Source organism: Halopseudomonas formosensis (assembly GCF_900115905.1).
Classification (GTDB): Bacteria; Pseudomonadota; Gammaproteobacteria; order Pseudomonadales; family Pseudomonadaceae; genus Halopseudomonas; species Halopseudomonas formosensis.
The window spans coordinates 155,931-167,963 of record NZ_FOYD01000004.1 but is presented as its reverse complement, the minus strand read 5'-3'; the positions used below and the strand labels follow the sequence as shown (position 1 = coordinate 167,963).

Annotated in this window: 9 protein-coding genes; 3 read left to right on the top strand and 6 right to left on the bottom strand. The window is 63.0% G+C overall.

Annotated features, from left to right (window positions below; genetic code table 11):
- The 3 genes from BM046_RS08005 to BM046_RS07995 form a co-directional block, all read right to left on the bottom strand.
- Nucleotides 1–1,338: a Na(+)-translocating NADH-quinone reductase subunit A gene (locus BM046_RS08005; protein WP_090538573.1), complete on the bottom strand. Its 1,338-nt coding sequence runs from the start codon at nucleotides 1,336–1,338 to the stop codon at nucleotides 1–3.
- Nucleotides 1,339–1,664: 326 nt separating this feature from the next.
- Nucleotides 1,665–3,107, bottom strand: a complete 1,443-nt coding sequence (locus BM046_RS08000) for a glyceraldehyde-3-phosphate dehydrogenase (protein WP_090538572.1) — start codon at nucleotides 3,105–3,107, stop codon at nucleotides 1,665–1,667.
- A gap of 121 nt (nucleotides 3,108–3,228) precedes the next feature.
- Complete coding sequence (locus BM046_RS07995; RefSeq protein WP_090538571.1) at nucleotides 3,229–4,221, bottom strand: TerC family protein; 993 nt, start codon at nucleotides 4,219–4,221, stop codon at nucleotides 3,229–3,231.
- Between the two features lie 701 nt (nucleotides 4,222–4,922).
- Between BM046_RS07995 and mfd the strand changes: the two genes are divergently transcribed.
- Both mfd and BM046_RS07985 read left to right on the top strand, forming a co-directional pair.
- Nucleotides 4,923–8,405 (top strand): transcription-repair coupling factor, encoded by a 3,483-nt coding sequence (gene mfd, locus BM046_RS07990; protein ID WP_090538570.1) that lies wholly within the window; start codon nucleotides 4,923–4,925, stop codon nucleotides 8,403–8,405.
- On the top strand, nucleotides 8,405–8,968 hold the full coding sequence (locus BM046_RS07985; RefSeq protein ID WP_090538569.1) for a CsiV family protein: 564 nt from the start codon (nucleotides 8,405–8,407) through the stop codon (nucleotides 8,966–8,968). Before mfd ends, BM046_RS07985 begins: the two co-directional genes overlap by 1 nt.
- Nucleotides 8,969–9,003: 35 nt before the next feature.
- Here the strand turns inward: BM046_RS07985 and nagZ are convergent, their stop codons facing one another.
- The 3 genes from nagZ to BM046_RS07970 all read right to left on the bottom strand — a co-directional run bounded on the left by nagZ (nucleotide 9,004) and on the right by BM046_RS07970 (nucleotide 11,247).
- On the bottom strand, nucleotides 9,004–9,987 hold the full coding sequence (gene nagZ / locus BM046_RS07980; protein WP_090538568.1) for a beta-N-acetylhexosaminidase: 984 nt from the start codon (nucleotides 9,985–9,987) through the stop codon (nucleotides 9,004–9,006).
- A gap of 45 nt (nucleotides 9,988–10,032) precedes the next feature.
- Nucleotides 10,033–10,515 (bottom strand): L,D-transpeptidase, encoded by a 483-nt coding sequence (locus tag BM046_RS07975; RefSeq protein ID WP_177197821.1) that lies wholly within the window; start codon nucleotides 10,513–10,515, stop codon nucleotides 10,033–10,035.
- Nucleotides 10,516–10,584: 69 nt separating this feature from the next.
- Complete coding sequence (locus BM046_RS07970) at nucleotides 10,585–11,247, bottom strand: TetR/AcrR family transcriptional regulator (protein ID WP_090538567.1); 663 nt, start codon at nucleotides 11,245–11,247, stop codon at nucleotides 10,585–10,587.
- Nucleotides 11,248–11,421: 174 nt separating this feature from the next.
- On the opposite strand from BM046_RS07970, the gene lexA reads away from it, so the two are divergent.
- Complete coding sequence (gene lexA / locus BM046_RS07965) at nucleotides 11,422–12,030, top strand: transcriptional repressor LexA (RefSeq protein WP_090538688.1); 609 nt, start codon at nucleotides 11,422–11,424, stop codon at nucleotides 12,028–12,030.
- Nucleotides 12,031–12,033: the final 3 nt, after the last annotated feature.

Below are 12,033 nucleotides of genomic sequence, written 5' to 3'. Positions count from 1 at the left end.
TTACCCCTCTATCTCGATGCGCGTGAGGTTGTCACGCAGGATCGGGCCATATTCATACTTGCCGGCGCAGACATAGCTGCACAGCGCCAGGTCTTCCTCGTCCAGCTCCAGACAGCCGAGCTTCTGGGCCATGTCGGTGTCACCGACGATGAGTGCCCGCAGCAGCTGGGTCGGCAGGATATCCAGAGGCATGACCTCCTCGTAGTTGCCGACCGGCACCATGGCACGCGCACTTCCGTTGGTGCTGGTGGTGAAGTCGAACAGTCTGGAGGGGGTCAGCTTCGAAATGAAGATGTTCAGTACCGAGTGCTTGTTGACGCCAGCACGCAGGTAGTGGAACAGCTCACGCTGGGTACCCTCCTGCAGCACGGACACCTGCAGATGGTAGCGCCCCAGGTAGTTGGCAGCGCCACGGGCAACCCGGCCACCCAGCACCGAGCCGGAGATGACGCGGTTATTGCCCGGCTTCATTTCACCGGCGGTGAGTTCGGCCAGGTTCACGCCCAGACGCGTACGCACCAGACGCGGCCGCTCGACCTGCGGCCCGGCAAGGGCAACCACACGCTCGGTGGACAGCTGACCGCTGGTGAACAGGCGACCCACAGCCACCACATCCTGATAATTGATGTGCCACACCCGGCGCTGTTCGCTGACCGGCTCCAGCATATGGATATGGGTGCCGACCAGGCCCGCCGGATGGGGGCCCGCGAAGCTCTCGGTGCGCACCCCGGCCAGCCCCTCGCCCGGCACGGTCGCGCCATGGGCCTTGCACAGCCAGATACCGGCCAGACGAGCCAGTACCCGCAGACCGTTCTCGAAGTCGGGCGCACAGCCCTGGAGGATAACGGCCGGATCTGCAGCAAGAGGATGGGTGTCGATTGCAGTAACAAAGATCGAGGACGGCGTGGCGTCCACTGCCGGCACCTTGCTGTAGGGACGGGTGCGCAGTGCAGTCCACAGGCCGGAAGCAATGAGTTTGTCGCGCACCTGCTGGGCGTCAAGCGTATCGAGGGATTCGGGCGAATGTGCGCCGAAATCGACAGCCTCATCCCCCTCGACGTCTATCACCACCGACTGCAGGACGCGCTTCTCACCACGATTGATGGCGCTGACCACCCCACTGGCCGGCGCGGTATAGATCACCCCTGGATTCTTCTTGTCGCTGAACAGGATCTGACCCACCTTCACCCGGTCACCGACCTGGACCTCCATGGTAGGTTTCATACCATGGTAGTCGAATCCCACCAGCGCCACGCTGCGCGCCGGACGGGCGTCTTCGATGCGCTGCTCTGGTGAGCCGGTGATTGGCAGGTCCAAGCCCCGTTTGATCTTTATCATACGAATAGCCTAATCACATTTTATAATGGGTAGAGCGCAATGGGCCGGCCCGGGACATAGGAACGCCCCGCTGAAATTGACAGGTGAAAGTCAGGCAAGACCCGCCATGGCGCCGCTCAAAAAATCTGGTCAAGTATAAAGACCATGCTCCTTCAAAGCTACACAACTGCAGGTTTTTTCAGATTTTCCCGGGGCTTGCGAGCGGAGCGGCGAAAAATCCCCTGTTGGCCCTGATCGCCCCCGAACCATGCCCCCGCGGGGGAAATCAGGAGCCCGCGGGAGGCCAATAAAAAAGGCGCCGAAGCGCCTTTTTTATTTACCACTTGTTACAGCGCCGGGAACGCCGGCGGGTTGACCCCAGCCATATCCTCGAGCACGCGGATCACCTGACAGCTGTAGCCGAACTCGTTGTCGTACCACACGTACAGGATCACCCGGTCGTCATTGCAGATGGTGGCCTCGGCGTCCACCACACCGGCGTGGCGGGAACCGACGAAGTCGGTGGAAACCACTTCCTGACTGTTGGTGAAATCGATCTGCTTGTGCAGGTCGGAGTGCAGCGCCATGTAGCGCAGGTACTCGTTGACTTCCTCGCGATTGGTGGCGGTCTTGAGGTTCAGGTTCAGGATCGCCATGGACACGTTCGGTGTCGGTACGCGGATGGCATTGCCGCTCAGCTTGCCGGCCAGCTCCGGCAGCGCCTTGGCCACGGCCTTGGCGGCACCGGTCTCGGTGATGACCATGTTCAGCGCCGCACTGCGGCCACGACGGTTGCCCTTGTGGAAGTTGTCGATCAGGTTCTGGTCGTTGGTGTAGGAGTGCACGGTCTCCACGTGACCATTGTTGATGCCGAACTTGTCGTTCATTGCCTTGAGCACCGGCACGATGGCGTTGGTGGTGCAGGAAGCGGCAGAGACGATCTTGTCGTCATCGGTGATCCAGCTGTGGTTGATGCCGTGAACGATGTTCTTCAGATCGCCCTTGCCCGGGGCAGTCAGCACCACACGACTGATGCCTTCGCACTTGAGGTGCTGGGACAGGCCGGCCTCATCGCGCCAGACACCGGTGTTATCCACCAGGATGGCATCCTTGATGCCATAGGCGGCATAGTTCACCGTGCTCGGATCGCTGGCGTAGATGAACTGGATGCGAGTGCCGTTGGCGGTAAGGGTGTTGTTCTCTTCGTCGATGGTGATGGTGCCCTGGAAGGAGCCGTGTACGGAGTCCCGACGCAGCAGGCTGGCGCGCTTGGCCAGGTCATTGGCCGCACCCTTGCGCACCACCACTGCCCGCAGACGCAGACCGTCACCGGCCCCGGCCTTCTCGACCAGAATGCGCGCCAGCAGACGACCAATGCGGCCGAAGCCGTAAAGCACCACGTCACGCCCTTCGCGCTTTTCACCCTTGCGGCCGATGATGCTGGCCAGTTCGCGACGCAGGAAACTGTCGAGATCCTCACCGCCTTCCTTCTGGAACTTGACCGCCAGGCGCGCGACATCAATCGAGGCCGGCCCCAGATCCAGATCCACCAGCGCCTTGATCACCGGGAAGGTGTCATGCACCGACAGTTCGTTATCGTCGATCTGGCGGGCAAAGCGATGGGACTTGAGCAGGCTGATCACCGACCGGTTGACCAGTGCTCGGCCATAGATGGATGTGACCACATTGTGTTCACGGTACAGGCGCCCGATCAGGGGGATCATCGCCTCGGCAGTTGCTTCCCGATCAGTCCAATTGTCCAGGCATTGCTCATATTGGGCTTGAGTCACAGTTCTTCCTTCCAGGTCATGGGAGCCAAAGGGCCAACAAAGGGCCGATATTATGCGTCCCCCTGCCCGGAGAGGCAATCACCGGGCGACAGGGTACGGGCACGCGGCCGCGCAATTGCCGCTAGCGTACAGAGCGACTGCCGCTATCCCGTGTGCTGTAGAGCGAAACCAGAACGCCGCCCGCCAGCAGTGCAAAGGTCACGCCAAGCGAAATACCCGCATGGATCTTGATATCCAGCCCATGGAGCAGGATCTTGCAGCCGATGAAGATCAGCACCAGGGACAGGGCGTACTTGAGATAGACGAACCTGTGCATCAGCGCGGCAAGGGCAAAATACAGCGAACGCAAACCCAGAATGGCGAAGATGTTCGAGGTATAGACGATGAAGGGATCCTGAGTGATGGCAAAGATCGCCGGCACGCTGTCCACGGCAAACACCAGATCAGCCAGCTCGATCAGCACCAGCGCCAGAAACAGCGGAGTGGCAAACAGCACGACCTTGCCAGTCCTGTCCGGCAGGCGCACGAAGAAGTGCGAGCCATGCAGTTCATCGGTCACCCGGAAGCGCTTGCGGATGAAGCGCACCACGGGATTCTGCGAGAAGTCCTGATGCTCCTCCTGATCCTTGCTGAAGAACATCTTCACCCCGGAAAACAGCAGGAACACGCCGAAGATGTACAGAATCCACTCGAACTCCTGCACCAGCGCCGCGCCCAGGCCGATCATGATGGCGCGCAGCACTATCACCCCGAGAATCCCCCAGAACAGGACCCGGTGCTGATACAGACGCGGAATACCGAAGAAGCCGAGAATCATCGCCATGACGAAGACGTTGTCCATCGACAAGGACTGCTCGATCAGGAAACCGGTATAGAACTCCAGCCCGCTGGCCGCCCCCCGGTCGAACCAGACCCACAGACCGAAAAGTATGCCGACGGTGAAATAGCCGCTGTACAGCAGCAGACTCTCGCGCACCTCGATCTCGTGCTCATCACGGTGCAGCACGCCGAGGTCAAAAGCGAGAATACCCAGCACTATGGCCAGGAAAGCGAACCACTGCCAGGCGGCAGTGCCAAGAAAAGGTGTGGTTAAAAAGGCAAGCAACGAGTCCATCGGCCCCTCCAGTCAAGGTATGTAATCAACTCATGACTCCGACATCACGGTGGCCGCAACCACCGCCAGAGGGGCCCGGCGTCATGCGGCACTCATGATATAGCCGCCCCTTTTCTCTGACAAGCAGAGCGGCGACGAGGTCCCTTGAAAAATAGTTCTTCGTTACTTACAGCCTGTCCCTCCTCCTTGACCGAATCTCTTCGCATATATGTACCAGCCTCCGCGTTGGTACGCCCCTGCTGCGAACCCCTGCCAGGTCGTGCTGGGGTGCAGGGCCATGCCGACACGCTGCAAGTACATCCCTGTAAGCTCGCGGTTTTCATCCGACCGCCATGGACGGCGGAAGTGTCGGAAATGCAGGAGCAATTTCCGACCCTGAAAACCGACGGTCGGCACAACCCTGCCCCCCAGCCCCCCAATAACTCCGCAGCGGCTGGAAGTAAAACCATCAGCCACTCGGAGTTTCCGCCGTTGGGTTGGGACGCCCCTGATGCGACCGTTTGATGTCAGGGATGACATCAACGAGCCTACAGGGGCGTATTCACGGCGTGTCGCAGCAGGGGCGTACCAACGCAGAGGCCGGCACGAAGCATGCAGCATTAATAACGCCGCAACCTCCGGCAGAGTACGACAATCTAAGCAGGGAACGCCCCAAGGGGTTAAAATGAGCGTTTTGCTCAAACCGGAACATCCATATCCGCATGTCTGACACCCCGATTCTGTTCTCCGCCCCCCTGCGCAACAACCTCGGCAGCCGTACTGCCTGGGGTAACCTGCCGGCGGCGGCGCGGGCGCTGGCGATTGCCGAGGCCGCCCTGCAGCACAAGGGCCTGAGCCTGGTCATCACCCGGGACACCGCCGAGGCCGACCGGCTGGAGCAGGAGCTGCGCTTCTTCGCCCCGCAACTGCCGATCACCAGCTTCCCCGACTGGGAAACCCTGCCCTACGACAGGTTCTCGCCGCACCAGGACATCATCTCCCAGCGACTGGAAACCCTGTATCGCCTGCCGCAGATAGAACAGGGCATTCTCGTGGTGCCCATGATCACCCTGCTCCACCGCCTGCCCCCGCGCAACTTCCTCCGCGGCTCGGTGCTGATGATGAAAGTCGGACAGCGGCTTGACATCGACCGCATGCGGCAGAACCTCGATGCCGCCGGCTACCGCTGCGTGGATACCGTCTACGAGCATGGCGACTACGCCGTGCGCGGCGCGCTGCTGGATCTCTACCCCATGGGCAGCCGCCTGCCCTACCGCATCGACCTGTTCGATGACGAGATCGAAACCCTGCGCACCTTCGATCCGGAGACCCAGCGTTCAATCGACAAGGTTGACAGCATTCACCTGCTGCCTGCCCGGGAATTCCCCCTGGACAAGAGCGCCCTGACGGGCTTTCGCGCGCGTTTCCGTGAGCGCTTCGAGGTCGACCACCGGCGCTGCCCGCTGTATCAGGATTTGAGCGACGGTGTGGTGCCGCCCGGCATCGAGTACTACATGCCGCTGTTCTTCGAGGAACTGGGCAGCCTGTTCGATTACCTGCCGGACAGTACCCAGCTGTTCAGCCTGCCCGGCATCGAGGACAGTGCCAGTCAGTTCTGGGTGGATGTTCGCAACCGCTTCGAGGAACACGGCATAGACCCGACCCGGCCACTGCTGCCGCCGGCGGAGCTGTTCATGGCGGTGGAGGAATGCTTTGCCCGGATCAAGGTCTACCCGCGCATCGTCTGCCACGACAGCCCTCTGCCCGCCGCAGCGGGCGTGGTCAATTTCGATTGCAGCCCCCCGCCGGAACTGCCGCTGGACAATAAGCTGGAACGGCCGCTGCATCTGCTCGAGCAGTTCACTGCCGAGTTCAAGGGGCGCACCCTGTTTGTCGCCGAAACCGCCGGACGGCGTGAGGTGCTGCTGGAGATGCTGGCCCGCATCCCGCTCAAGCCGGAACCGGTGGACAGCTGGGCCGAGTTTGTCAAAGGCGAGCTGCCCTGCGCCATCACCATAGCGCCGGTGGACGAGGGCCTGCTGTGCAACGATCCGGCCATTGCCCTGATTGCCGAAAGCCAGCTGTTCGGCCAACGCGTCATGCAGCGCCGGCGGCGTGGCAAGGCCACGGATCTGGGCGACGCCATCATCCGCAACCTCACCGAGCTGCGCGAGGGCTCGCCCGTGGTGCATATAGACCATGGTGTGGGTCGCTACCGCGGCCTGGTCAACCTCAGCGTCGAGGGCCAGGAAGCAGAGTTTCTCAAGCTGGAGTATGCGGACGAGGCCACCCTCTATGTGCCGGTCGCCAACCTGCACATGATCGCCCGCTACAGCGGTGCCGACACCGACAGCGCACCGCTGCACCGTCTGGGCTCGGATCAATGGCAGAAGGCCCGGCGCAAGGCCGCCGAGAAGGTCCGGGACGTGGCCGCCGAACTGCTCGATGTCTATGCCCGCCGCGCTGCCCGCAAGGGCTACAGCTTCAACGATCCGGATCAGGACTACCAGACCTTTGCCGAGGCCTTCCCCTTCGAGGAGACCGCGGACCAGCAGGCAGCCATCGATGCAGTGATCAAGGACATGACCAGCCCCCTGCCGATGGACCGGCTGGTGTGCGGCGATGTCGGCTTCGGCAAGACCGAGGTGGCCATGCGCGCGGCCTTCCTGGCGGTGCACAGCGGCCGCCAGGTCGCGGTACTGGTACCCACTACCCTGCTGGCCCAGCAGCACTACAACAGCTTCAAGGACCGCTTCGCTGACTGGCCGGTGAAGGTCGAGGTGCTGTCACGCTTCAAGTCGGCCAAGGAAATCAAGGCCGCTACCGAAGCGCTGGCCGAGGGCAAGGTGGACATCATGATCGGCACCCACAAGCTGCTGCAGAGCGATGTGCGCTTCAGCGATCTGGGGCTGGTGATCATCGACGAGGAGCACCGCTTCGGGGTGCGCCAGAAGGAGCGGCTCAAGGCCCTGCGCAGCGAGGTGGACATTCTCAACCTGACCGCCACGCCGATCCCGCGGACCCTGAACATGGCCATGACCGGCATGCGCGACCTGTCGATCATCGCCACGCCGCCGGCACGGCGACTGTCGGTCAAGACCTTCGTCATGCAGCAGCAACCGGCGGTGATCAAGGAGGCCATCCTGCGCGAGCTGCTGCGTGGCGGCCAGGTGTACTTCCTGCACAACGAGGTGGAAACCATCGAGAAGTGCGCGGCGGATCTGGCCGAGCTGGTGCCCGAGGCGCGCATCGGTATCAGCCACGGTCAGATGCCCGAACGCCAGCTGGAGCAGGTAATGCGCGATTTCTACCATCGCCGCTTCAATATCCTGGTGACCTCGACCATCATCGAGACCGGCATCGACGTGCCCAGCGCCAACACCATCATCATCGAACGGGCCGACAAGTTCGGCCTGGCCCAGTTGCACCAGCTGCGTGGACGGGTCGGCCGCAGCCACCACCAGGCCTATGCCTACCTGCTGACCCCGGCCGGACGCAAGCTCACCGGTGATGCGGAGAAGCGCCTGGAGGCCATTGCTGCCGCCCAGGATCTCGGCGCCGGCTTTACCCTGGCCACCCACGACCTGGAGATCCGGGGCGCAGGTGAACTGCTCGGCGAGGGCCAGAGCGGCCAGATCCAGGCGGTGGGCTTCAGCATGTACATGGATATGCTCGAGCGCGCGATCAAGGCGATCCAGCAGGGCAAGGAGCCGGAGCTGGAGAATCCGCTGGGCGATGTGCTGGATATCAACCTGCGCCTGCCGGCATTGATCCCCGACGACTACCTGCCGGATGTACATGCACGCCTGACCCTGTACAAGCGGATCGCCAATGCCGCCAACGACGACGAGCTGAAGGATCTGCAGGTGGAAATGATCGACCGCTTCGGGCTGCTGCCGGAGCAGGTCAAGACCCTGTTCCGCATCACCTCGCTGAAGCTGCGCTGCGCACCGCTGGGGATCACCCGCATCGACGTCGGACCCGAGCACGGCCGCATCGAATTCGGTGCCGACACCAGTGTCGATCCCATGGTGCTGATCCGACTGATTCAGGAAAGCTCGCAGCGCTACCGGCTGGAAGGTGGCAACATACTGCGTTTCAGTGCCCCCATGGGCCAGGCCGCGCTGCGCCTGAATACCGTTGAAGCGCTGATCGAACGGCTGCAGCAACCCGCTGCCGCAGCCCCCGGCAAAGGAAAACGCTGATGAAAACGATAACCCGCAACCTGCTGCAACCGCTGCTCGCCACCGCCCTGCTGACCGGCAGCCTGCTGGCCGAGGCCCAGGAATATCTGGTCGAACTGCTGGTGTTCAGCCAGCCCGGCGCACAGCTGACCCCCGCCGCCGGCCCCGGAATGGACTGGGATGAGCGCGCCACCGCGCTGGACGACACGGTGCGCGGTGATATCCGCAGCATAGATCCGACCCGTCACCGGCTGGACAGTGATGCACGCAAGCTGGAAAGCAACGGCTACGAGATCCGCTTTCACCGGGCCTGGACCCAGCCGGCGGACCCGCACCTGAGCGTAGCCGTACGGGAGGGCCAGCCCATGACCGACGCCGGTGGTGACTTACTGTATCCGGTACAGGGTCTGGTCAGCCTGGATACCGATCCGCTGAGCGCTCGGGTCACCCTGTGGCTGAACCATGCCACCGCGGCGGAGCCGGTGAGCGAACGATTGCAGACCACCCGCCGCCTGCGCCTGGATGAGACCCACTATCTCGACCATCGCAGCCTCGGTGCCCTGATCCGCATCAGTCAGCCCTGAGCTGACCGAGCGGCGGGGCCGCCCGGTACCGTCTCTCAGAGCAGATCCGCCCGCCGCAGCAGCTCGACCGACCGCGCCCAGCGCGGATCGGCCTTGTAGTCGACGCCGACCACGCGCCGGGCCAGCATCCGCGCCGGCCGCTCGGAGGGTCGCATGCCGACCTGCTGGGCATGCACCAGCGCCTGCTCCGCCGCCGCCCGATCGTTGCACACCAGCAGCATGTCGCAGCCCGATGCCAGTGCCGCATCCACCCGCTGGGTCATGTCACCGGCGGCGTGGGCGCCGGCCATGGTCAGATCGTCACTGAAGATCACCCCATCAAAGCCCAGCTCTCCACGCAGGATGTCCTGCAGCCAGCGCCCGGAGAAACCGGCGGGCAGACTGTCCACCGCCGGATAGACCACATGCGCCGGCATGATCCCGTCCAGTTCACCGGCCAGGGCCGCGAACGGACGCAGATCGCTGTTGCGGATCTCCTCTTCGCTGCGCTCGTCCACCGGCAGGGCGAAATGGGAGTCGGCCTCGGCCCAGCCATGGCCGGGAAAATGCTTGCCGGTGGCGGCCATGCCTGCCCCGTGCAGCCCCTGGATGTAGGCCCGTCCCAGGGTTGTCACCTGTTGCGGATCACCACCCAGGGAACGATCACCGATGACCTGACTGCGCAGGTAATCCAGATCCAGCACCGGAGCGAAACTGATATCAATCCCGCAGGCGAGCATCTCCGTTGCCATCAGCCAGCCGGCAGCCTCGGCCAGCGCAGGCGCCGCATCTCCGCAACGGGCAATACGGCCCAGCGCCGGCAGACGCAGCACCTCGCGGCGCAGCCGCTGGACCCGGCCACCCTCCTGATCAATGGCGATCAGCATGTCCGGACGCAGTGCACGGATGCTGTGCACCAGCTCGCGCACCTGGGCCGGTGACTCGGTATTGCGGGCAAAGAGAATGAGGCCGCCGACCTCGGGCTGCCGGAGCAGCTGGCGGTCTTCCGGTGTCAGCCAGTGACCTGCCAGATCCAGCATCAATGAGCCATGGGTCAAGGGAGTGCTCCTGATTTCAATGAAAGATTATTCGATAACGACTGCACAGCCGGCCGGGGTCATGTCGAACAGCGCCAGCATGTCGCTGTTGCGCAGGCGAATGCAGCCGTGGGACAGGGGGATGCCCATGGGCTGGTCATCCCCGGTGCCATGCAGGTAGATGTAACGGCGCTGGGAGTCGCAATTGCCGCCCCGATTGAAGCCGGGCTCCTCGCCACACAGCCAGAGGATCCGCGTCAGTATCCAGTCCCGCTCGGGGTGGGCGGCAGCGAGTTCGGCGGACCAGACCTCACCGGTCGGCCGGCGACCGATGAACACCGCGCCCAGGGGCTGGCCTTCACCGATACGGGCGCGCACCCGGTGGCGGCCACGGGGCGTGCAGCCACTGCCCTGCTGCTCGCCGGGACCGGCCTGTGCCGTGGATACCGGAAAGCGGCAGACCTGCTGCCCTCCGGCATAGCCGGTGAGGCACTGGTGCTCAATGGATATGTGGATCAGATCCAGGGACATGCGCAGCTCCGCGGGAAAACCCACACGATAGCGGATCGGCGCCGGCGAGGTAAGCCCCGGCCGGCAGCTTCACTCCGCCGGCGCGGGCTCGGCGGTGTTCACCAGCTCGGCGCGCATGCCGGCAGCGAAGAACGGAACCATCTGGCGCAGGATCTCATCGGTACTGGCCCGGTCGCCGTACTCGGCCTCACCCATGGCCTTGAGCGCCTTCATGCTGGAAAGGGTGAAGGCGGCGCTGCCGAGCATGAAGTGCACCCGCCAGAACAGCACGTCCACCGGCAACTCCGGCGCACTGCGCAATACCAGGGTCATGTAGCGCTTGAACACCTTGCCGTAGACCTCACCGAGATACTTGCGCAGGTGTCCCTGGCTCTGACTGAAGGCCAGACCGAGCAGGCGCATGAAGGTGGACAGATCGTTGCCGCTGCGCGGCTTGACCGCCAGCACCAGGCGCACCAGCATCTCCAGCAGTTCTTCCAGTGACGGATCCGTGATGCCGGCCTGCTGCTGCCGATCCAGCTCCTGCTCCAGACTGGTAACGAAGGGATTGAGGAAACGGGTGAAAACCGCCTGGATCAGCGACTTCTTCGAACCGAAGTGATAGTTGACTGCTGCGAGGTTGACCCCGGCCTTGCTGGTGATGAGCCGCAGGGAGGTCTCCGCGAACCCTTTTTCGGCGAACAGTTGCTCTGCAGCATCCAGAATACGCTCGACTGTTTCAGACTGTGCCACAGACCACTCCATTGCCAAAACGAATGTTTGAAACATACGTTTCAAACGGACTCAATGTCAACCAGAGGCTTTTTACCACAGTCCGCCGCCAGTGCAAAATTCACCACGGGGTTGCAGAGCCCGGAATGCTGTATATAATCACAGCCACTGTATAGAAAAACAGGCATGGACGAGATGCAGAAACTCACCGCACGGCAACAGCAGGTACTGGCTTTCATCCGCGAGTACATGGCCACCAACGGCTATCCCCCCACCCGCGTGGATATCGCCCGCGAACTGGGCTTCCGCTCCCCCAATGCCGCCGAGGACCACCTCAAGGCCCTGGCACGCAAGGGTGCCATCGAGATGATTCCCGGCGCATCGCGGGGCATCCGCCTGCCCAGTGATGCCGAGGCCGCCGATGAGCACAGCCTGCCGGTCGTTGGCCAGGTAGCCGCCGGCGCTCCGATCCTGGCACTGGAGAATATCGAGAACCACTGCCGCATCGATCCTGATTTCTTCAGCCCCCGCGCCGATTACCTGCTGCGGGTCCGCGGCATGAGCATGAAGGACATCGGCATCCTGGACGGCGACCTGCTGGCGGTGCATCGCACCAGCGAGGCACGCAATGGCCAGGTGGTGGTAGCCCGCATCGACGATGAGGTCACCGTCAAGCGCTTCCACAAGCAGGGGCGCAAGGTGTCACTGATCGCGGAAAACCCTGAATTTGCCCCCATCGAGATCGACCTGGGCGAACAGGAACTCATCATCGAAGGTTTGAGCGTCGGCGTGATTCGCCACTGAAGG

Coding starts and splice junctions, on each gene's coding strand:
- nagZ (WP_090538568.1), bottom strand. CDS start 9,987: ATGCTGGATCTGGCAGGTCACTGGCTGACACCGGAAGACCGCCAGCTG.
- BM046_RS07995 (WP_090538571.1), bottom strand. CDS start 4,221: ATGGACTCGTTGCTTGCCTTTTTAACCACACCTTTTCTTGGCACTGCC.
- BM046_RS07985 (WP_090538569.1), top strand. CDS start 8,405: ATGAAAACGATAACCCGCAACCTGCTGCAACCGCTGCTCGCCACCGCC.
- mfd (WP_090538570.1), top strand. CDS start 4,923: ATGTCTGACACCCCGATTCTGTTCTCCGCCCCCCTGCGCAACAACCTC.
- BM046_RS08005 (WP_090538573.1), bottom strand. CDS start 1,338: ATGATAAAGATCAAACGGGGCTTGGACCTGCCAATCACCGGCTCACCA.
- BM046_RS07975 (WP_177197821.1), bottom strand. CDS start 10,515: ATGTCCCTGGATCTGATCCACATATCCATTGAGCACCAGTGCCTCACC.
- lexA (WP_090538688.1), top strand. CDS start 11,422: ATGCAGAAACTCACCGCACGGCAACAGCAGGTACTGGCTTTCATCCGC.